The organism is Elizabethkingia bruuniana (genome assembly GCF_002024805.1).
Classification (GTDB): Bacteria; Bacteroidota; Bacteroidia; order Flavobacteriales; family Weeksellaceae; genus Elizabethkingia; species Elizabethkingia bruuniana.
In genome coordinates, this window is sequence record NZ_CP014337.1 from 3,208,734 (window position 1) to 3,228,197 (window position 19,464).

A 19,464-nucleotide genomic window follows, 5' to 3' on the forward strand; every position below is an offset into this window, starting at 1 on the left:
AAGATCAATCATGAAAAAAAATATATCAGCTGCTGTCCTTGCTTTTCTTCTGTCATCTTGTTCGTCAGATGTTCTGAACACATCTCCTGACAGTACTAAAATTACCACCAACTTTTACAAAGATGCAGACCAATTGGAACAAGGAGTAAATGCAACCTACGGCGCATTGCAATATGACGGACAATATCAGTTAGCCATGCCTACTATAGGCGAAATCCCTTCAGACAATACTTTCGATGAAGTTCCGGCAAACGACAGCTTTACTTATGGTGAGTTCGACTTTTTTACGATACAGGCTAAAAACGATCTGCTCGCAAAGGCATGGCGTGATCACTATATAGGGATTCAGCAGGCCAACATTGTATTGAACAGGATAACTCCTGTAGCAATGGATAGTCAAATTAAAAACTACAGAATAGGTGAAATGAAGTTTCTGCGGGCACTTATGTATTTCGATTTGGTAAGGATTTTTGGAGATGTTCCATTAAGCACAGAAGAAACGACCAATGTTAACAATTATTTTGGTAAAGGCAGAAACACCACAACAGAAGTGTATGCATTTATTGTAAAAGAATTAACAGAGGCTATCTCTTTACTTCCTGCTAATGTAACTCAGAAAGGAAGAGCCACAAAAGGGGCCGCACTGGGAATATTGGCAAAAGTTCTCATCACCAATGGAAAGTATAATGAAGCAATTCCCTACCTGAAACAGATAGAAAGTTTAGGATACAGTTTACTGCCCGATGTTAACCAGATTTTTTCACCCACAAACAAGAATAATTCTGAGATTATATTCGATGTACAGTTCGCTTCAGGGATCAATGCCAATTCCGAAGGGAATAGCGCCTTCCAAATGTTCAGTCCATCCGGATTTGTACCGGGAGCCAAGGGGCATAATCTACCTACCAAAGAGATATACAATATGTACTCATCCAAAGACAAGCGAAGAGATGCGTATATAGGCTTAACTCCGGGTGGAGTTCCTTATACCAAAAAGCTTGTAAAAACATCCGATGTAATAGCAGATAGTGGCAGCAATGTCATTGTGCTAAGATTGGCAGAAGTTTATCTGATACTTGCCGAATGTTATGCCCAGACAGGTGATACTGCCAATGCGAATATTTATGTGAATAAGATAAAAACAAGAGCCGGGCTGGATAATGTTAATATCTCTGATAAAAATACTCTGCTGGAAGAGATTGCTGCTGAGAGAAGAAAAGAACTAATAGGCGAAGGACATCGCTGGTTCGATTTAGTAAGAACAGGAAAGGCTATAGAAGTAATGACCAAACATTTTCAGAATACCCCTGGATACAGCACTGCAAAAATCCAGCAGTACAATCTGATAATGCCTGTTCCTCAAGGACAAATTAACACAGATCCCTCCATCAAACAAAATCCGGGTTATTAATTTTAAAATTTCAGAAAATGACTAATAGATTCTCAAATATCACACTTTTTATTCTTCTTCTGGGTTCCGGATTGCTATGGGGACAACAGGTTTCTTTGTCCGGATTTCCGGAAGACAAAGTGATGGTTGTTGCTCACAGAGCCGATTGGCGGGAAGCTCCAGAAAACTCTGTATGGGCTGTAAAAAAAGCAATTGAAAAAGGTATTAACATGGTAGAATTGGATCTGGCACTGACCAAAGACGGGAAACTTGTTTTGATGCATGATAAAACCATTGATAGAACTACTACAGGAAAAGGGCAGGTATCTGATTATACACTCGAAGAGATCCGAAAGTTTAGTTTGATGGACGGTCTTGGCAGCAAAACACAAATGTCAATACCTACTCTGGAAGAAATACTGGATATTACCAAAGACAAAATCCTTATTAATCTGGATAAAGGCTTTGATTACATCAATATTGTATATCCTATGCTGAAACAAAGAGGTATGCTGAATCAGGTTTTATTCAAAGGAACCGAAACCTATCCGGAATTCAACAGAAAGTATGGTAACATTAAAAATGATATAAAATATATGCCAATTATCCGGCTGAATAATCTGGAAGGCTTGCAAAAAATAAAGGAATATCTTGATCATTATCAAGTCTATGGATTTGAGTTTACGATAGGAAATGATGAATCTAAGCTAATCGACTTTAAAGAAGTCCGAAAAAAGGGTGCAAGAGTCTGGGTAAATTCTTTATGGCCACATCATAATGCCGGGCATGAAGATGACAAAGCCCTGGATAATCCTAATATTTACCAGTGGTATATCGATCATGCTGTGAATATAATCCAAACTGACAGACCTAAAGAATTAATTGATTTTTTAAAAACAAAGGGACTTTACTACTAACCATGATCAAACCTAAACTATGAAAACAAAAATGTCAAAATATACTTTTATTCTGGCTTTCCTTTTATGCCAGCTCTTTTTCTCACAAACCAATTACTTCAGTAAAAATTTTCCAAAAGATAAAGTACTCGTAGTTGCACATCGCGGCGACTGGCGAAATTATCCTGAAAATTCAATAAAAGCAGTTGCAGGCGCTATTAAAATGGGTGTAGATATTGTGGAAATAGATATCCAGAAAACCAAAGACGAGCAGCTCATCATTATGCATGATCCCAAACTAGACCGTACCACTAATGGTACCGGTAAAATATCGGATGTAACATTAGATTATGTAAGGACACTTATTTTACGAAACGGTGCTTCCATGCCGACGCGTGAGAAAGTCCCGACACTTGAAGAAATGCTTAATTTTATCAAAGGCAAAAGGATTATGCTCAATCTGGATAAAGCCTGGGACTATCTGGATGAGGTTCTTGCCATCGCTAATAAAACCGGAACGAGAGAGCAGATTATACTAAAAGGAAATAAAAAGGCATCTGAACTGAAAAAGGAAACCGGTAACAAACTGGATAACATAATCTATATGCCAATGGTATGGCCGGAAGACTACAGCATCTATAAAAGAGATGAAGTGGTAAATCCGGAAACCTATATTAATGATTTCTCAGCTATCTTTAATCCTGTTGCGTATGAAGTAATTATTAAGGATGATACATCGAAAGCAGATCAACTTCTGAAGCTTATAAAAAGTAAAAAAGCATTAATATGGATCAATGCCCTGTGGCCGGAACTTTGTGCAGGACACGATGATGACCTCGCAGAAGACCAGCCAGATGTACATTGGGGATGGATGATCCGGAAAGGTGCTAATATTATTCAGACCGACCGACCGGAAAGCCTGATCCGCTATCTAAGATCAATTGGAAAAAAATACGATAAAAAATAAACAAAACCCTCACAGATATCTGTGAGGGTTTTTATTATTATAATACGGTCTTTTACTGTTCGCTGATTTCTTTCAAACTCTTAAGCCCTCTTCCATAAGCATCATCCATAAAGCCATCCATAAAAAGTTTCATAAGATTCATAGGATAGTTCATTTCTGTATCCATATCCCAGGTTACTTTAGTCTGTGCTCCTTCGGGAGTAAGTGTAATATTAGACGTCGCCTGACCTTCATTGGGTTTGATAAAATGAATGGAAGTTTTAATTCTCTCACCAGGAACGATTTCCAATAGTTTTTGCTCTCCTTTTCCGGCATCACGAACATTACTATCCCATGTAAAAGAATCTCCGATCTCTCCGGAAGTCCCGCTATAAGTTCTTTTCATATTAGGATCAAGCTTCATAAAAGGACTCCATTCATTCAGCGCCTTCATCGAATTAATATGCGTCCACACTTTATCCTGGGGCGCATTAATCGTAATAGATTTTTCGTAGTGGTATTTCTTACCCAGTACAAACATAGTAACGGTAAGGAGGATGAATACTATGGCGAAAAACCACAGCATAATTTTGAAAAATTTCTTCATAGCTTAGATTGTTAATAGTTATTAACAACAAAGGTAAACAATATTATTGGTGCGAATTTTGTAAATTTATATCTCTAAAAATTTAAAATTTAAATGAACAATATTTTATTAGAATCCTTTCAAACGCCTTTTCATGCTGCACCGTTTGACCAGATAAAAAACACAGATTACCTTCCTGCATTCCAAGAGTTGATAAAAACATCAGAAGCAGAAATTGAACACATAGCCAACAATCCGGAAGCACCGACTTTTTCCAACACTATTGAAGCACTAGCTTATGCAGGAGAGCAACTGGATGTTGTCTCAAATATTTTCTTCAACCTGAACTCTGCTGAAACCAATGATGAAATCCAGCAAATTGCACAGGAAGTTTCACCTTTACTAACAGAATACTCTTCTAAAATATCTCAAAACGAGAAGCTTTTTGAACGTATTAAAAAAGTATATGATGAAAAATCCAACTATGAACTGAATGAAGAACAGCAAACTTTATTGAATGAAACTTACAAAGGTTTTGTTAGAAATGGGGCTTTACTGAATGAAACGGATAAAGAAAAACTAAAAAACATTAGTATAGAGTTATCCACAAAGCAGCTTCAGTTCGGACAAAATGTACTGGCTGCTACAAACGCCTATGTAAAGCACCTGACAAATAAAGAAGACCTTGCCGGAATTCCGGAAGCTATTATCGCACAATATGCAGAAGAAGCCAAGGAAAGAGAACTGGAAGGCTGGGCTGTAAGCTTACAATACCCGAGTTATGTTCCATTTATGACGTATGCAGAGAATCGCACATTGCGTAAGGAATTGGCTTTAGCCAATGGAAAAAAATCATTTGACGGTAGTGAATTCGACAACCAGCAAATGATTAAAGATATTATCAGCCTCAGAGATCAGAAAGCAAAACTTCTGGGTTATGAAAATTATGCTGCTTTTGTGCTGGAAGAAAGAATGGCAAAATCACCACAAAAGGTTGAAAGCTTCCTACATGAACTACTGGAGAAAGCAACGCCATACAGCCAAAAAGAAATAGAGGAATTAAAAGCTCTGGCTAAAGCTGACGGAATCGAGGACATGCAAAGCTATGATCATTCTTTCTATGCTGAGAAACTAAGAAAGCAAAAATATGATTTGAACGATGAAGAGCTAAAACCTTATTTTCCTTTAGAAAAAGTTCAGGATGCTGTCTTCCGTCTTGCTAAGCAATTATTCGGGCTTACTTTTGAAGAAAGAAAAGACATTCCTAAATACCATGATGAGGTGAGAACCTATGAAGTAAAGGAAGTCTTCGACTCCGCTCAGACTGACAGGCAACAATACAAAGCTATCCTGTATGTGGATTACTTCCCGAGAAAAGGAAAGCGTGCCGGTGCATGGATGACAAGCTATAAAAATCAGTACAAGCAAAATGGTGAAAACAGCCGTCCTCATATTTCTGTAGTATGTAACTTCAACAAGCCAAGTGGAGATACACCAAGTTTATTAACATTCCAGGAGGTAACTACTTTATTCCATGAATTTGGGCATGCTATCCACGGAATTTTAGCAAATACTCAGTATCCTGGTCTTTCCGGAACCTCAGTAAAATGGGATTTTGTAGAATTACCTTCTCAGTTTCTGGAGAACTTCTGCTATGAACCGGAATTCCTGAAAACTTTCGCAAAGCATTACCAAACTGGTGAAGTACTAAGCGATGAAAAGATCGAGAAAATTGAGAATTCTAAAAACTTTATGGAAGGTTATCAGACTTTGCGTCAACTAGGATTTGGATTACTGGATATGGCTTATCATATAAAATCTGATGAAGTAAAAGACATTAAAGCTTTTGAAGATGTACAGACTAAAGCTACACAATTGTATCCTGTAAATCCGGAAACAGCAATTAGCCCAAGCTTCTCTCACGTATTTCAGGGAGGCTACGCTTCTGGTTATTATTCTTATAAATGGGCAGAAGTACTGGATGCAGATGCTTTTGCTTATTTCAAAGAAACCGGGATTTTCAATCCGGAGACTGCAGCAAAATATAAAGTATTATTATCTTCAGGCGGAACTAAAGATCCTATGGAATTGTATAAAAACTTCCGTGGCAGTGAACCGAAAGTAGAAAGCTTACTAAAAAGAGCATTCGGATAATTACAAATAAATTCAGATATATTAAATCCTCTTAGAATTCTAAGGGGATTTTTTTTAAGATAACGAGTATATATTATTCTCAATTCTCACATTTCAATATTTGAACCAGAATTCCGTTTTGTATTTCTATTAGCTCAATCAGTCTTTCCTGATTTTTAATAATATTTTGAATTATTTCTTCCGTTACTCTTATTCCTTTCTTGTTTATATCGTCAGATAAAATTTTAAAATTGTCATCTAATAAATCTGCAATACCAATATTGTAATAATTACACAACTTCATTATATTTTCTAAAGAAGGCATAGTAGATCCTGTTTCCCATTTATTATATGCTGTCTGAGAGACTTGCAGTTCATCAGCTACTTCTGCCTGGCTAGACTTTTCCCGCTCCCTTAATTTTCTAAGTTTAATTGAAATTTTCATAACAAATTCGTTTTTAAGTCAAAAATATACTAAATATCAAAATAAAAACATAATACTTTAGTTATAAAAAAAACAACCAAAATATATCATACTTAAGTAAATAATTGGCCACATTTGAGAGAAGTTATCGCGAAAACTTATGGTCAAAAGATACTGGATATTGATCTTAAAAAAAAGAAAGTAGACTAATTAAAATTAAATATTATGTCAAAAAATCTATCCAAGAAATTATCAGTAAAGAGTGTTTTATCAATTACTGCTATTCTGTGCTTCATATTTATTCTATTACCTTATAAAATGGAAGCAAAAGGATTCGGAACAGATACTGAATATGGCGAATGCCAATGGACGGGTGGTTGTGGAGAAAGCTCAAGCGGCACAAGAGTAGTAACTGAAAAGTTCAAAGTTTTTTGGATTACAGTAAGTAAAGAAAGTTATGTACAAAGTTGTACACCAACTAATTCTCCATGTTAAATATATTTTATAAACATATTTATTTTCAAAAGAATGTTGTAATAGCAGCACTCTTATTTTCCTTTATACAATTATTTGGTCAGCATTACATTCATTTTAAAGAAATTGATTCTAATCTTCCGGTAAAATACTGTGAAGTAAAAATTGATAATCATTCTTTTTTTTCAGATTCTTTGGGCAGACTCAATATGAGAATATCAAAATCTTTTGAAGTTATCGACAACAGATATCAGAGTATGTCAGTAAGAGCTATTTCAAAAGACTCAGTTATTATTTTACACCCCAAAGAATATATAATACCGGAAGTTATAATTTCTTCATTAAAAACTTTAAATTTTGAAGACAGAACCAGAAGAAGTTCTATCTATAATCTTTCCACAGGCTACAATTATGGAAAAGTATTAAAAGGGAATTTTCAAAAGAATGCTCAGCTAAAATCGGTCACGTTGTATCCTAAAGGAAAAATAACAAATCTATATTATATAAAACTAGATTTTTATGATTTTAGTAATGGCACCAAACTAATCCTAAAGGAAAAATTAAACAGGGATAATGTTATTATACCTCTTTCAGATTTATCAGTTCAAAAAGGGAAACTTTATATTGATTTAAAAAGATTCAATATCAAATTAAAAGATCCTATTTTTTTTGTCAGTATGCGGATAATTGCCGATATCGGAACTTATCAGAGCGAAAATATAAATGACATAATAATGTCTTTGTATGCCTCAAAGGCTAAAGAAGACATCTATATTGGCGGCTACAACAGTCCTACTGAAGAAATATGGAACAAACAAAATATTCTCTCTTCAGATCCAATAGCTATAAGCTTCAATATATTGCAACCTTATGATAATTAGAAGTTCTTACAGCAACCCTTTTTTCTTTTTTTGTCTTAAGACATATAGATAAAGGCTTTCCACTTTGGTTCTGGCCCATGGAGTTCTGCGGAGAAACTTTAAAGAGGAACCGATACTCGGATCATGAGTGAAACAGCGGATATTAATTTGATTTCCCAGCTCTTCAAAACCTTGATAATAGTCTACCAATTCTTCCAGAATATCGACTAGTTTTTTTCCATGTAAAGGATCTTTAGATTGCTGTTCCATCTTTTTTTGGCAAAAATAGGAAAATAAAAATTCCTGATATGCTAATGCAAACAGGAAACCGTCTTTGATTAAAATAAAAATGCCCGGCAAAAAGCCGGGCCTTTATTTTTTAGTGACCTTCTGTACCGTCAACACCATGAGCGTGACCGTGAGAAAGTTCTTCTTCTGTAGCAGGACGAGTTGATAAAACTTCAACATCGAAGTTCAACGTTTTACCAGCCATTGGATGGTTAAGATCTGCGATTACAACCTCCGGAGTAACCTCTACAACGATAGCCTGGAAGTTATTTCCCTGGTTATCAGATAAAGGAAGCATAGCACCTACTGGCGGCATACCAGACTCTTTGAACATATCTACTGGTAATTGAGCCAATGCATTAGGATCTTTTTCACCATAAGCTTCCTCAGGAGCAATTGTGAAAGAAGTTTTATCACCTACTGTAAGACCTTTGATGTTTTCCTCAAATTTAGGAATCATCATTCCAACACCATATAAAAATGTTAAAGGGTTCTCACTTGTTGTTTGCTCAACAAAAGTTTTCTCACCGTTTTCTTCAATTGTATGAAGTGTGTAGTTTAAAGCAACTACATGATTGTTGTCTATTGTCATGTTCTTTCTTTATAGGGATTTCCCCCTGTTATTGTATTTATAATAGCATTTTATTGCTATCGTTATATGCAAAGATAATATTTTGATTTAAATGTCATCTGAAATAAAGATATGCTCAGCCTTTATACTTTTCTGGCTTTTGCCAGAAGTGGTATAGAGATTAACCCCATAGATAACATAATAAATAGTTGAAGTGTATGCGACAAAAAAGCATAGCTTAGACCTACTTCGGCTCCAGCCTCAGGATCTTTTCCCCAAGCCAGAAAGAGTCCCATTACGCCTAACTTCAGTGCTAAATGATAAGCTCCAATACCCCCTGAGGCCGGCACCATCATTCCTAATGTTCCTACTGTGATCAGGAAAAAACCATCGGCAAATCCAAAAGAAGAAGTTTCGGGTAAGGCAAAGCATATTAAATAAGCAGCAAAATAGTAACAAGTCCAAATCCCTGCTGAATACAGAAAAAACTTTGGCTTATTTTTTATCTGAACTATGGATTTCAAACCATCTACAAGCCCTTTTCCAAAGTTTACAACCTTAGCATATATCGAAGTTTGCTGCAGCTTTTTACGAAAAGCAATAAACAGTACAGCTCCTAATCCTATGCAACCTACTATTAACCATTTCCATGGAAAACCTTGTTCTTGTTGTGGTGTGTTCTCTTTCTGCTTTGTCAGATAATTATAGAAAGATATCAGTGCTTCATATTTAAAAACTGCAGTAAGCAGCAAAAATAACATCATAAAGAACAGATCTACTACCCTTTCCAGGATAATGGTTCCAAAAGATTTATCTACCGGAACTTTTTCCACACCATATAAAGCTGTTGCTCTCGCTACTTCTCCGCTTCGGGGAATAGTAAGATTCATTAAATAGCCAAAAGACAATGTCCAAAGCGCGTTGGAATTGGATATTTTGTAGCCCATAGGTTCCAGAAACATATTCCAGCGTATTGCACGAATCCAGTATGCCATAATCCCGAAGACAAATGCTGCAAAAATCCAGAAATAATTGGCTTTAACAAAAGCTTCTTTGATTTTTGAAAAATTAAGTCCTCTTGTAGCCAGCCACATAAAAAAAACAGCAAACACTAAAGATATTCCAATAGTAAGGGCTGTCTTTAGTGTATTATTTTTTTTAGCCTCTGCCATTTATTAAGTTAACAGGTTAGTTTCTTCGTTCGGGAAAACTATTTTGGGCTGGAATGTTTGGGCTTCTTCCGGAGTCATCTGTGCATAAGCAATAATAATGATGATATCTCCTTTGTGTACTTTACGTGCTGCAGGTCCGTTCAGACAGATTTCTCCTGAATTCCTCTTTCCTTTTATCACGTAAGTATCGAATCTTTCTCCGTTATTCACGTTTACAATATATACTCTTTCTCCCACAACAAGTCCTGCTGCATCGATAAGATCTTCATCTATAGTAATACTACCTATATAATTAAGATCTGATTCAGTTACTTTAACTCTGTGAATTTTGGATTTAAAAACTTCTATTAGCATAATGCAAATTTACTGGTTTCCGGCGAAAGCCAAAAGAATTCTTCAAACTATGCATATTAAAAAAAAGAAACGTCAAAGGTATTATGACTAGTGCTAACCTACATATAATGAGCCTTTTTCATAAAAATCATTAAATAAACCCCTATAAACACTTAAAATTTAAAATATGATAATTCAAAGCAAAATATTAACAATTCTTTAAAAATACGTTGTCATGGACTTTTGGCACACTTTTAGTTACCCGTAAAGCAGCATTTTAGTAAAAACATGCATTATTAAATTTCAACCCTTTGAGAAGTATTAGCATGCTTTTATTAAAAAAAAACACTAATTATTTGCATGAGACAAAATTTGTGTTATATTTGCTATTAGTTAAATTAAACTTTAAATATTATTTACTATGAACAAGTCTGAATTAATCGACGCAATTGCAAAGGATGCTGATATCACTAAAGTAGCAGCTAAGAAAGCATTAGAATCTTTCATCTCTAATGTATCTTCTACATTGAAGAAAAAAGATGGTAAAGTATCTTTAGTAGGTTTCGGAACTTTCTCCGTAGCTGAAAGAGCTGCTAGACAAGGTATCAACCCTTCAACAAAGAAACCAATTAAAATCGCTGCTAAAAAAGTAGCTAAATTTAAAGCTGGTTCTGAGTTAGCAGAATCTGTAAACGGTAAAAAGAAATAATACTAGTTTCTTAAAAGAAATTAAGCTGCCCAATTGGGCAGCTTTTTTTTATTATATTTTTATATTCTATGGCGCCAGGCGATCTGTTTTCCAACTTCCATCTTCTGTTTTGGTATAAACAATTCGGTCGTGTAATCTGTTAGGTCTCCCCTGCCAGAATTCTATTTCATAAGGCTTAGCAATATAACCTCCCCAATGTGCAGGTCTTTCTACTTCTTTATTTTCGAAGAACTTCTCCGTTTCTGTTAGCTTTTCTTCCAGAAAGCTCCTGTCCGGAATAACGCTGCTTTGTGGTGATACAACAGCTCCTATTTGGCTGCCACGGGGGCGTGAATGGAAATAAGTATCGGAATCCTGTGCTGATGTTTTTATCATTTCCGCTTTAATAGTTACCTGACGCTCCAAAGTGGACCAGAAAAAGTGAAGGCAAGCTTTAGGATTATGTGCTATAGCTGTTCCTTTGTAGCTATTATAATTGGTAAAAAATACAAAACCTTCTTCAGAGTATTCTTTTAACAAAACAATTCTGGTTCTTGGGCAACCGTCTTCATCTACCGTAGAGACATCCATTGCATTGGCCTCTACAACACTTGTATCTTCCTCCGCGGCTTTCAACCATATTTTGAACATTTCAAAAGGCGACTGTTCGATTTGACTTTCAAGCAATTCTGCTTTTTCATAAACTTTTCTTCTGTCGTGTAGGTTTTCCATCGAAAAAATATTATTTTTGAGTATGAATAACTCCTACAAAGGTAAGATTTTAATCTCCACGCCTGATATTTCCGGAGATATATTTTCCCGCTCTGTTGTCCTCATTATCGAACACAACGAATCAGGAGCCTTTGGCCTTATCCTTAATAAGAAAAATAATTTCCTGAGTAAACGCTTCAATAAAATAATGCAAAATGATATTGAGGTGTACGAAGGCGGACCTATATCTCAGGATAAAATATTCTTTATTATTCATGGAGAAAGAGCTACTTCTGTAAATTCTGAAATCAACGAAGACTACTACCTTACAGACAATGTTGAAGAGGTAATAGAGCTTATTGTAAAACAGGAACTGGAAACAAAAGATATCAAAATATTTTCCGGCTATTCAGGGTGGTCTCCCCAGCAGCTGGAAGGTGAGGTAAAAAATAAAATGTGGACAGTTATAGAAGTTATTAATTTGGATTACACAGAATCCAATGACCAGAACTTGTGGAAAAAAATAATGCAGGGATTAGGCGGAGAGTTTTTGTTATGGGCTAATGCGCCTGAAGATATTTCTCAGAACTAACCGGAAGTTCATCATTTATAAATAACAATCAGAACTATTTTGAAACGAATTTATTTCAACAATGCGCTTAGCATTTTCAATATTACCAGTATCATTATTGGCGTAACCGCTGTTATCGGACTTAATTTTGTAAAAAACATATCTTATGAACAGCTCTACTGGTACAAGATGGCTGCGTATGCATTTATTGTCGTTGTATTTGGAAAAACCATTGTCCAGAATCTGATTCTGAAAAACTTTGTAGGCTGGAACAGCAAAACCCTTCAGATAAAAATTAATACCCGAAAGAATACGCTGATATACTTTAATGAAGTAAGTAAGTATTCCCTTACCCATAAGATTCTGAACATTAAAACAACATCCCAGGATTATTCTTTTGACTTAAAAAATTACCGGGACCGTGATGCTCAAAAAATCTTACGGATACTGAAAAAGTTTGTGAAAGCTTAGTTAAAACTATTTTGCCATTCCTCTAATAGGCCTGCAAATTTCGCTTTAGAAAACTCTTTATTTCTAATTTTTGTTACGTGGTGTATTCCACTCGTTTCAGAAATCATCAGGACTTCATCTGCTTTCTGAGTTTCAAAGGCAATAATCTCGGCTTCTTCCAGAAGAGCCAGTCCCTTTTTATCCAGAAAGGTTACAAATGATTCCAGCAACGGAGAGATATAAGCACCTTCAGTATGTTTTGGAACACGCAGTGTATTATCCGTCAATAACAAGATATTTCCCTGCGAAGTTCTCGCAATTCTTTTGTCAGGATTCAGTAATATAACATCATCCAGATCATTTTCGGAAGCATAGATTCCTGCATATATATTTTCCGGAGAATGCACATGGATATTGTTCAGAAGATTTGTATTAACATTAATCTCCTTTATAAGATCCATTTCATAGTCTTTAGCACTTGCTAAAACATCTTCTGTTTCCTCTGCCTCAAAATAATATTCTACTTCATTCTTTGCCAGATTAAGACCATTATTGCCTCTGTAAGCAAAGAATCGGACAATAGCATTCTTTGTTCCTTTATCAATTACTTCTTCCTGAAACAATTGTTTAAAAAACTCCAATGTATAAGACTGCGGAATATTCAATCGAAGCTTACGCATAGAAGCCATAAGATAGAAATAGCATTCTTCTGCCAAAATAAGCTCATTATTTCTGATATAAAAAGAAACCCATACTCCGTCACCGAACAAAAAAGCCCGGTTAGCCGGGTCTTTTTGTATATTTTGAAAATTCTTAATCATGATGTTTTAAGCTGCACCTAATTTTATCTGTAGATTTTCGATAAGATTATCCCAGTACTGTTGTACCTCTTCTTCATCGCCTTCATCTGCAAAATCTGTAACGTTAAGGGCAAGGTCATTGGTGATCTCATCAATAACGATAGTTAATTCAAAAAAATTCTTTGTCCCTTCATCTGCCTCCCATCTGTATCTTACAAAACTTTCTGGTTTATAACGAATCATGGTAGCTTTTTCGGGTTCCCCTCCATTCCAGCTGAAATAGAAATCATCTCCTTTTTCCACAACATCATCCGCAAACCATTCCGCCAGTCCTTCAGCACTTGCTAGATATTCATACAAGATCTCTGATTGACAATGCATTGGATACTCAAAATGTACTTTTGTTTTCGCCATAAATTACCAACTTTTGGTTGCGCAATATATAAATTAGTTTATACTTTAACAATAGCGGGGGAAGAAAATATCAATTAATTTTCATTGAGAGCGTCTATTATGATCTTGCACCCTTTTTTTATCTCTTCATCGGTGATTATCAGAGGTGGAGTGATGCGCATAAAATTATTTTTATAGAGTTGCCAGAATACAATAAGTCCATTTTCCATGCAACGTTTCGCTACATCCAGACAATACTCGGGAGTCCCAAGATCTACGGCCAGCATAAGCCCCATTCCGTTAATTTTTTTAATCTTCGGATGTACTAGTAATTCTCTGAAAAGCTGCTCTTTTCTATACATTTCATCCATCACACCAGATTCCAGTACTTCGGATAAAGTAGCATGAGATGCCGCTGCAATTAATGGATTTCCACCAAATGTTGTAATGTGTCCTAGTTTTGGAGAGTGAGAGAGCGTCTGCATAACTTCAGCACTGGCCATAAACGCTCCTACAGGAACACCTCCACCCATTCCTTTACCCATTACTAAGATGTCCGGAACAATTCCGAAGTGTTCAAAAGCAAAGAGTTTTCCGGTTCTTCCAAATCCAGGCTGGATCTCGTCCAAGATAAGCAATGCACCTACTTCTTCACATCTTCTCTTTAGCTTTATAAAGAATTCGTTTTCCGGCATAATAAATCCGGCAGCGCCCTGGATTGTTTCAACAATAACTCCTGCTGTTTTTTCTGTAATCTGCTCCAGATCTTTTTCTTCATTAAACCCAATGAAGTTAATCATCGGAAGCAAAGGACGATACTCTCTTTTGTGTGTTTCGTTACCAGAAACACTTAGTGCACCGTGAGTATTTCCATGATAGGAATCTTTAAAGGAAATAATTTCCTCACGTCCGGTATATCTTTTGGCTAATTTCAAAGCTCCATCAATAGCTTCCGCTCCGGAGTTTACCAAATAAGTAACTTCTAATGGCGCAGGTGTAGCATCGGCTAAAAGCTGACAAAGTGCAACAGGCTTTTCCTGTGCATATTCGCCATACACCATTACATGAAGATATTTGTCTGTTTGCTCCTTAATAGCCTGAACAATTTTCGGATGGGAATGTCCCAATGTATTGGCAGAAACTCCTGCTACAAAATCCAGGTAAGCTTTCCCGTCTTTACCATAAATATAACTTCCTTCTGCACGCTCCACTTCAAATCCTGAAGCAAATTGTGTTGTCTGCGCCTGATATTTATAAAACTCTTGTTTCATTTTAAAATTGTTGATTGATTTATTAAAAAATCAGATGATGAATAGCTCTTTTCCGTACTTCTAATTTTGTACTTCGTAAGTAAGATTATTCTTTTTTAACCCGTTTAGGTTCTTTTGCCTTCTGGGCATCTTCCTTGCTCTTAATAATCCCCTGAGCGGCATCGTAAAGTGTATTATCCGAGGTATACTGTTTCTCCGGATAATTCGGGGTATCTAGGAATATATCCCGCCATCGCTGCAGCCGGTCTTTTGTATTCCAATTAAAATCCGGGAAAAATCTTTTCGCCTTTGCGACTTTACTCATTGGATACAAGTCGGTGAGTGCACCGATATTACATGTTATCGTTTGCACTTTTTTCTCTTCAAATTCAGTAATAATTTCGCCGCAGGTAGAATATGCAATACCTATACGGTCTACCTTTTTGGTTTTTTCATCCTGATTATCGGCATATGTAATAGCCTGGGCATTCCCTTTTACTCTGGCTTCTTTTAACTGACCTTCCTGAAAGTAAATCGTCATGATCTTTCCTTTCACCTGGTTGAATTCATCTTTAAGGTTTAATGAATCTACCTTGCTGATAGCAAAAGCATCGCCCATCACTCGCACAGAATCTATACGCTGCATATCGGGTGTGGAATAAGCTCTGATAGTATCTCCGGTAACCTGTCTTTCACCAGCCCAGAAAACGGGTTTCCCTACAAAATGCATAACACCATCGGTTTCGTTGTATGCTAAAGAGTCCGAACGTCCCTGCGCATTAGTTTTAAACATTCTTGCCTGTTTAAAAGCCCGCATATAGCTTTTTTTCTGCCCTGTTTTACTGTCCAACTTTTGGTATGCCAAAATTTTCTTTGCGGCAATATATACAGAATCCGTTTTCAGTACTTTTATGGCATATGGTTTCTCAGTAATTACGGCAGAGTCAGTTTTTTCATAGATCTCTCCGTAACCTCCAAGTATATATCTGTTCTCGGCAGGATCATCCAGCTTTACATTACCAATTGCTTTACCAAAACCGGTAATCTGATTGAAATACATATCGTCTCCGGTAAGGATTTTACCGTTATAATGGATACGTGAATTCTTCTTCAGATAAACTTCTTTAGAGTTCATCAGATAGCGTCCCTGTTCTGTATAGACGTAATTGGAAGGGTTCTTTTTGTTGGTAACAGTTGTTGGTCCATTAAATACAGCAATACCTTCTCCACGAAGATAGTTTACATTCTTTCCGTCGGTAATATATTCATCATTTACAATGCGGTAATTGGAATCGAAAACAATACGCTGCTCATTAACATAATAAGTCCCGATTTTGGTTGTAATAACACTGTTATCCTGATGCACATTAATTACCCCACCATCATTAAAATAGGCCGTATTCGCATTTCTGTCATAATACAACGTTTCCGTTTTAATGGTTTGTTTCGGGTCTGTAAGGACAACATTTCCTTTAGCAATAGCTTTTCTGGTATTACCATCATATTCAGCTTCATCAGATGTAAGATGTGTTCCGTCCGGATTGGTAATATCTATATTACCTTTCGCTTTAATGAAATTTTCTTTCTGATACAGAACAACCTCATCCCCTTTGAATATACTTCCCTGGTGGTGTACTTCTACATTACCTCTCAGGAAAGGATTCCCCTCATAAAGCTCAGGACGTACATTGGTACTGTCAGCATGGATTAGCTTAATCTTTTCCGGAGTAGTCCCTGGTTTTGTTTTCGGAGCGCTACTTTGATTAAAGTAAGGATCCTTTTTCAGAGGAGTCGTAGGAATAGTCTGCGCTGCTCCTGTAATACAGATAAGAAGAAATAGAAAAAGGATTCTTTTCATGAATGTGAAACGCTATTAAACCTTGAAACGCAAAGAGAGGCTTCTCTCCTTGCGCTTTATTTATAATATCTTTACGAGATTAGTTATCTTTTTTATATCCGTAGAAGTAAAGTGAATGGTTATCAATACTTACACCAAATGCGTTTTCGATAGCCTCTTTAATTCCCTGAATTCTAGGGTCACAAAATTCTATAATCTCATCAATTTCTTTATCAGATCCCGGTTTATAAATCACCAAATGATCATGCTGCTTATCGAAATATGATTTCTCATAAGAGGAAGATGTAAGTGTTTTTTCACCAAACTGGTGCTTACGAATCAATCCTGCATCTAAAAAGATCTCGATAGTGTTGTAAATTGTTGCTTTTGAAACCTGATATTTCTTCTGAATCATCAACAAATACAAATCGTCTACATTAAAATGGTGATCCAGATTGTAGATTTCTTCGATAATAGCGTAACGTTCCGGTGTGTTACGGTACCCTTTATCCTGTAAATACTGTTTCAAAACACTCTTTACAGTTTCAATATTTTTTTCCTTTTGTTTTTGGTCCATCATAGTACAAATTTACAACATAAAAATTAATCTTCATCAAAACGGTTAAAACCAACCTGTTTGATTTTGTGTACACGTACCGGATTATAAAGTAACGGTGCTGATTCTACGACCACATTGTGAGAAACTAAACCGAATGCAGTAAAGTCATTACTACCCATTTTACGAACAAAATTATAAACATTCATAATAATCTTTTCACGGATGGTAAGAAGATAATCATTGATGTACACATTGTCTATAATTATATATTTAAGATCCGGCGGTATATTATGTGCTCTTAGCGACGGATGGCTGCTTCTGTCCGGAATAATTCCTTCATCCACCATATCCGTTAATACCTGCTGGAAATAATCATTGATAAGTCTGTCGACTTTAAATCCTAAAATAAAATGTATGCGGTAAATAGTTCCCGGAAGAATTTCATCTATTTTGTACTCGTAAGTATACGGATCTTCATGGTTTACAATATTCAGAATGAAATAATGGTCTGCACGTTTAGGCTGAGAACGAATCATAGAATAAATAATTTTAGATTCTATCTCCTGTGTATTTTTAGCACGGCTGAAATAGGCCAGGTTTGTTGCATACTTAGGAATCGTTTCATCCAGTTTCATATCTTGGATAGTAGATATGTAATGCTCTAGTTTTACAAACTTGATGAATTTGGTTTTAATCATTCTTCCGTTGTACCATGCATACATACAGATTCCTATAAATCCGGCTAAGAATACAGTAATCCAACCACCTTCAAAGAACTTGATAACATTGGCACTAAAGAATCCTAATTCTAAAGAAAGGTATACTAATGCGAATAACAAAACGAGCCATTTATTAATCCTCTTCTTGAAAAGATAAAATACCAAAAGAACAGTTGTCATCAACATGGTTACGGTAATGGACAGACCATAGGCTGCTTCCATTTTACCTGATTCTTTAAAGTAAAGTACAACGAAAATACAGAAGACCAATAATCCCCAGTTTACCTTAGGAATATACATTTGTCCTTTTACACCGGATGGATAATCAATTTCCTGTAAAGGCCAGAAGTTAAGCGACATTGCTTCAGAGAAAATCGTAAATGATCCGGTAATCAATGCCTGACTGGCGATAATAGCGGCTGCAGTTGCCATAATTACTGCCGGTAGTACGAACCATTCCGGCATCATAGCAAAGAAAGGATTTTCTCCTGCGAAAACCTGTTGATAGTTTCCTACCAGCCAAGCCCCCTGTCCAAGATAGTTAAGAATAAGGCAAATTTTCACAAACACCCAGCTAATGCGGATATTCTTGATACCACAGTGACCAAGGTCAGAATATAAAGCTTCAGCTCCTGTTGTACATAAGAAAACAGCTCCAAGGATAACGATAATAGAAGGTGATGTTATAATAAGTCTTACTGCATAGTAAGGATTTAATGCTTTCAGAATCTGCGGATAATCGAAAAGATGGATTACTCCTAATGTTCCTAACATAAGGAACCAGATCGTCATTACCGGTCCAAAAAACTTACCAATAAAGCTTGTTCCGAACTGTTGTATGGTAAAGATTGCAACCAGTACAATAAGCGTAATGGTAACTACTGGTGTTTCCGGATTATATATTTCCAAACCTTCTATAGCTGCCATTACAGTAAGAGAAGGTGTAATAACTCCGTCTGCAATAAGAGTTGCTGCTCCTATAATCGCAATAATATACAACCACTTTTTCTTCAGATTTTTCACCAGTGAGAAAAGTGCCAGAATACCACCCTCACCTTTGTTATCGGCTCGGAGGGAAATTAATACATATTTAATCGTAGTCTGAATCGTCAGTGTCCAGATGATACATGAAAGAGCCCCTTCCAGGAAGATTGGATCTAATGTCCCAGATTCTTTTCTGGCATTCACAATAGCCTTCATTACGTACAACGGAGAGGTTCCAATATCTCCGAAAACAATTCCTAATGACACTAAAACACCTATGAAGGTTAGCTTCTTGGTATCGATATGTGCATTCAGTCCTAACATATTTTAAAATATAAAAATTAGCGCAAATGTATAAGAAATTACCCCTAAGTTGTATAAATTTATTTGACAAAATTAAAAAACCTTCCGAAAAGGAAGGTTTTAATA

The 19,464-nt window shown here is 36.1% G+C and carries 22 protein-coding genes; 9 read left to right on the forward strand and 13 right to left on the reverse strand.

Annotation, left to right across the window (positions count from 1 at the left end; all coding sequences use genetic code 11):
* The first annotated feature begins 10 nt into the window (after positions 1 to 10).
* From AYC65_RS14895 to AYC65_RS14905, 3 genes are read left to right on the forward strand one after another with little or no spacing between them, the layout of a single operon-like run.
* Positions 11 to 1,411, forward strand: coding sequence for a RagB/SusD family nutrient uptake outer membrane protein (locus AYC65_RS14895; RefSeq protein ID WP_034869457.1), 1,401 nt, complete (start codon positions 11 to 13; stop codon positions 1,409 to 1,411).
* 17 nt (positions 1,412 to 1,428) lie between these two features.
* A complete protein-coding gene (locus tag AYC65_RS14900) occupies positions 1,429 to 2,307 on the forward strand; it encodes a glycerophosphodiester phosphodiesterase family protein (protein ID WP_034869458.1) in 879 nt (292 codons plus the stop codon).
* A 19-nt stretch (positions 2,308 to 2,326) separates the two neighbouring features.
* Entirely contained in the window at positions 2,327 to 3,253 is a 927-nt protein-coding gene (locus AYC65_RS14905) for a glycerophosphodiester phosphodiesterase family protein (RefSeq protein ID WP_052114669.1), read from the forward strand.
* Positions 3,254 to 3,305: 52 nt separating this feature from the next.
* Here AYC65_RS14905 and AYC65_RS14910 read toward each other — a convergent pair whose 3' ends face one another.
* On the reverse strand, positions 3,306 to 3,839 hold the full coding sequence (locus AYC65_RS14910) for an SRPBCC family protein (protein WP_034869459.1): 534 nt from the start codon (positions 3,837 to 3,839) through the stop codon (positions 3,306 to 3,308).
* 93 nt (positions 3,840 to 3,932) lie between these two features.
* Here AYC65_RS14910 and AYC65_RS14915 point away from each other — a divergent pair, with 93 nt between their 5' ends.
* Positions 3,933 to 5,972 carry a M3 family metallopeptidase gene (locus AYC65_RS14915; protein WP_034869461.1) on the forward strand — a complete coding sequence of 680 codons (2,040 nt, stop codon included), beginning with the start codon at positions 3,933 to 3,935 and terminating at the stop codon, positions 5,970 to 5,972.
* A 79-nt stretch (positions 5,973 to 6,051) separates the two neighbouring features.
* On the opposite strand, the gene AYC65_RS14920 is transcribed toward AYC65_RS14915, so the two are convergent.
* Entirely contained in the window at positions 6,052 to 6,396 is a 345-nt protein-coding gene (locus AYC65_RS14920) for a helix-turn-helix domain-containing protein (RefSeq protein WP_034869463.1), read from the reverse strand.
* Positions 6,397 to 6,600: 204 nt separating this feature from the next.
* On the opposite strand from AYC65_RS14920, the gene AYC65_RS14925 reads away from it, so the two are divergent.
* Both AYC65_RS14925 and AYC65_RS14930 read left to right on the forward strand, forming a co-directional pair.
* Entirely contained in the window at positions 6,601 to 6,870 is a 270-nt protein-coding gene (locus AYC65_RS14925; protein WP_034869464.1) for a hypothetical protein, read from the forward strand.
* Positions 6,864 to 7,730, forward strand: coding sequence for a hypothetical protein (locus tag AYC65_RS14930; RefSeq protein WP_034869466.1), 867 nt, complete (start codon positions 6,864 to 6,866; stop codon positions 7,728 to 7,730). The genes AYC65_RS14925 and AYC65_RS14930 overlap by 7 nt, the downstream gene beginning before the upstream one ends.
* Before the next feature lie 6 nt (positions 7,731 to 7,736).
* On the opposite strand, the gene AYC65_RS14935 is transcribed toward AYC65_RS14930, so the two are convergent.
* The 4 genes from AYC65_RS14935 to panD all read right to left on the reverse strand — a co-directional run bounded on the left by AYC65_RS14935 (position 7,737) and on the right by panD (position 10,094).
* Entirely contained in the window at positions 7,737 to 7,979 is a 243-nt protein-coding gene (locus AYC65_RS14935) for a VF530 family protein (protein ID WP_034869467.1), read from the reverse strand.
* 109 nt (positions 7,980 to 8,088) lie between these two features.
* Positions 8,089 to 8,589 carry an FKBP-type peptidyl-prolyl cis-trans isomerase gene (locus AYC65_RS14940; RefSeq protein ID WP_034869468.1) on the reverse strand — a complete coding sequence of 167 codons (501 nt, stop codon included), beginning with the start codon at positions 8,587 to 8,589 and terminating at the stop codon, positions 8,089 to 8,091.
* 122 nt (positions 8,590 to 8,711) lie between these two features.
* Positions 8,712 to 9,740, reverse strand: coding sequence for a lysylphosphatidylglycerol synthase transmembrane domain-containing protein (locus AYC65_RS14945; RefSeq protein WP_034869470.1), 1,029 nt, complete (start codon positions 9,738 to 9,740; stop codon positions 8,712 to 8,714).
* Between the two features lie 3 nt (positions 9,741 to 9,743).
* On the reverse strand, positions 9,744 to 10,094 hold the full coding sequence (gene panD, locus AYC65_RS14950) for an aspartate 1-decarboxylase (RefSeq protein ID WP_034848729.1): 351 nt from the start codon (positions 10,092 to 10,094) through the stop codon (positions 9,744 to 9,746).
* A gap of 400 nt (positions 10,095 to 10,494) precedes the next feature.
* Here panD and AYC65_RS14955 point away from each other — a divergent pair, with 400 nt between their 5' ends.
* A complete protein-coding gene (locus AYC65_RS14955; RefSeq protein WP_034869473.1) occupies positions 10,495 to 10,782 on the forward strand; it encodes an HU family DNA-binding protein in 288 nt (95 codons plus the stop codon).
* Between the two features lie 66 nt (positions 10,783 to 10,848).
* Here the strand turns inward: AYC65_RS14955 and pdxH are convergent, their stop codons facing one another.
* Entirely contained in the window at positions 10,849 to 11,493 is a 645-nt protein-coding gene (pdxH, locus tag AYC65_RS14960) for a pyridoxamine 5'-phosphate oxidase (RefSeq protein WP_034869474.1), read from the reverse strand.
* Positions 11,494 to 11,515: 22 nt separating this feature from the next.
* Here pdxH and AYC65_RS14965 point away from each other — a divergent pair, with 22 nt between their 5' ends.
* Together AYC65_RS14965 and AYC65_RS14970 are read left to right on the forward strand one after the other, a co-directional pair.
* A complete protein-coding gene (locus AYC65_RS14965) occupies positions 11,516 to 12,064 on the forward strand; it encodes a YqgE/AlgH family protein (protein ID WP_034869475.1) in 549 nt (182 codons plus the stop codon).
* A 39-nt stretch (positions 12,065 to 12,103) separates the two neighbouring features.
* On the forward strand, positions 12,104 to 12,514 hold the full coding sequence (locus AYC65_RS14970; protein ID WP_034869477.1) for a hypothetical protein: 411 nt from the start codon (positions 12,104 to 12,106) through the stop codon (positions 12,512 to 12,514).
* Here the strand turns inward: AYC65_RS14970 and AYC65_RS14975 are convergent.
* The 6 genes from AYC65_RS14975 to AYC65_RS15000 form a co-directional block, all read right to left on the reverse strand.
* Positions 12,511 to 13,314, reverse strand: a complete 804-nt coding sequence (locus AYC65_RS14975; protein ID WP_034869478.1) for an aminotransferase class IV — start codon at positions 13,312 to 13,314, stop codon at positions 12,511 to 12,513. The genes AYC65_RS14970 and AYC65_RS14975 overlap by 4 nt on opposite strands.
* Before the next feature lie 6 nt (positions 13,315 to 13,320).
* The gene (locus AYC65_RS14980; protein WP_034869479.1) at positions 13,321 to 13,707 is read right to left on the reverse strand and encodes an START-like domain-containing protein; all 387 of its coding nucleotides are present in this window, start codon (positions 13,705 to 13,707) and stop codon (positions 13,321 to 13,323) included.
* Positions 13,708 to 13,781: 74 nt separating this feature from the next.
* Positions 13,782 to 14,957 (reverse strand): aspartate aminotransferase family protein, encoded by a 1,176-nt coding sequence (locus AYC65_RS14985; protein ID WP_034869481.1) that lies wholly within the window; start codon positions 14,955 to 14,957, stop codon positions 13,782 to 13,784.
* Positions 14,958 to 15,042: 85 nt separating this feature from the next.
* Positions 15,043 to 16,794 carry an OstA-like protein gene (locus AYC65_RS14990; protein WP_034869484.1) on the reverse strand — a complete coding sequence of 584 codons (1,752 nt, stop codon included), beginning with the start codon at positions 16,792 to 16,794 and terminating at the stop codon, positions 15,043 to 15,045.
* 79 nt (positions 16,795 to 16,873) lie between these two features.
* Positions 16,874 to 17,353, reverse strand: coding sequence for a Fur family transcriptional regulator (locus AYC65_RS14995; RefSeq protein ID WP_034848733.1), 480 nt, complete (start codon positions 17,351 to 17,353; stop codon positions 16,874 to 16,876).
* 23 nt (positions 17,354 to 17,376) lie between these two features.
* Positions 17,377 to 19,359: a KUP/HAK/KT family potassium transporter gene (locus tag AYC65_RS15000; RefSeq protein ID WP_034869486.1), complete on the reverse strand. Its 1,983-nt coding sequence runs from the start codon at positions 19,357 to 19,359 to the stop codon at positions 17,377 to 17,379.
* Positions 19,360 to 19,464 lie beyond the last annotated feature (105 nt).

What these genes read in the sequence shown, in the direction of transcription:
- AYC65_RS14895 (WP_034869457.1), top strand. Translation starts at nt 11, where the DNA reads ATGAAAAAAAATATATCAGCTGCTGTCCTTGCTTTTCTTCTGTCATCT.
- AYC65_RS14900 (WP_034869458.1), top strand. Translation starts at nt 1,429, where the DNA reads ATGACTAATAGATTCTCAAATATCACACTTTTTATTCTTCTTCTGGGT.
- AYC65_RS14905 (WP_052114669.1), top strand. Translation starts at nt 2,327, where the DNA reads ATGAAAACAAAAATGTCAAAATATACTTTTATTCTGGCTTTCCTTTTA.
- AYC65_RS14910 (WP_034869459.1), bottom strand. Translation starts at nt 3,839, where the DNA reads ATGAAGAAATTTTTCAAAATTATGCTGTGGTTTTTCGCCATAGTATTC.
- AYC65_RS14915 (WP_034869461.1), top strand. Translation starts at nt 3,933, where the DNA reads ATGAACAATATTTTATTAGAATCCTTTCAAACGCCTTTTCATGCTGCA.
- AYC65_RS14920 (WP_034869463.1), bottom strand. Translation starts at nt 6,396, where the DNA reads ATGAAAATTTCAATTAAACTTAGAAAATTAAGGGAGCGGGAAAAGTCT.
- AYC65_RS14925 (WP_034869464.1), top strand. Translation starts at nt 6,601, where the DNA reads ATGTCAAAAAATCTATCCAAGAAATTATCAGTAAAGAGTGTTTTATCA.
- AYC65_RS14930 (WP_034869466.1), top strand. Translation starts at nt 6,864, where the DNA reads ATGTTAAATATATTTTATAAACATATTTATTTTCAAAAGAATGTTGTA.
- AYC65_RS14935 (WP_034869467.1), bottom strand. Translation starts at nt 7,979, where the DNA reads ATGGAACAGCAATCTAAAGATCCTTTACATGGAAAAAAACTAGTCGAT.
- AYC65_RS14940 (WP_034869468.1), bottom strand. Translation starts at nt 8,589, where the DNA reads ATGACAATAGACAACAATCATGTAGTTGCTTTAAACTACACACTTCAT.
- AYC65_RS14945 (WP_034869470.1), bottom strand. Translation starts at nt 9,740, where the DNA reads ATGGCAGAGGCTAAAAAAAATAATACACTAAAGACAGCCCTTACTATT.
- panD (WP_034848729.1), bottom strand. Translation starts at nt 10,094, where the DNA reads ATGCTAATAGAAGTTTTTAAATCCAAAATTCACAGAGTTAAAGTAACT.
- AYC65_RS14955 (WP_034869473.1), top strand. Translation starts at nt 10,495, where the DNA reads ATGAACAAGTCTGAATTAATCGACGCAATTGCAAAGGATGCTGATATC.
- pdxH (WP_034869474.1), bottom strand. Translation starts at nt 11,493, where the DNA reads ATGGAAAACCTACACGACAGAAGAAAAGTTTATGAAAAAGCAGAATTG.
- AYC65_RS14965 (WP_034869475.1), top strand. Translation starts at nt 11,516, where the DNA reads ATGAATAACTCCTACAAAGGTAAGATTTTAATCTCCACGCCTGATATT.
- AYC65_RS14975 (WP_034869478.1), bottom strand. Translation starts at nt 13,314, where the DNA reads ATGATTAAGAATTTTCAAAATATACAAAAAGACCCGGCTAACCGGGCT.
- AYC65_RS14980 (WP_034869479.1), bottom strand. Translation starts at nt 13,707, where the DNA reads ATGGCGAAAACAAAAGTACATTTTGAGTATCCAATGCATTGTCAATCA.
- AYC65_RS14985 (WP_034869481.1), bottom strand. Translation starts at nt 14,957, where the DNA reads ATGAAACAAGAGTTTTATAAATATCAGGCGCAGACAACACAATTTGCT.
- AYC65_RS14990 (WP_034869484.1), bottom strand. Translation starts at nt 16,794, where the DNA reads ATGAAAAGAATCCTTTTTCTATTTCTTCTTATCTGTATTACAGGAGCA.
- AYC65_RS14995 (WP_034848733.1), bottom strand. Translation starts at nt 17,353, where the DNA reads ATGATGGACCAAAAACAAAAGGAAAAAAATATTGAAACTGTAAAGAGT.
- AYC65_RS15000 (WP_034869486.1), bottom strand. Translation starts at nt 19,359, where the DNA reads ATGTTAGGACTGAATGCACATATCGATACCAAGAAGCTAACCTTCATA.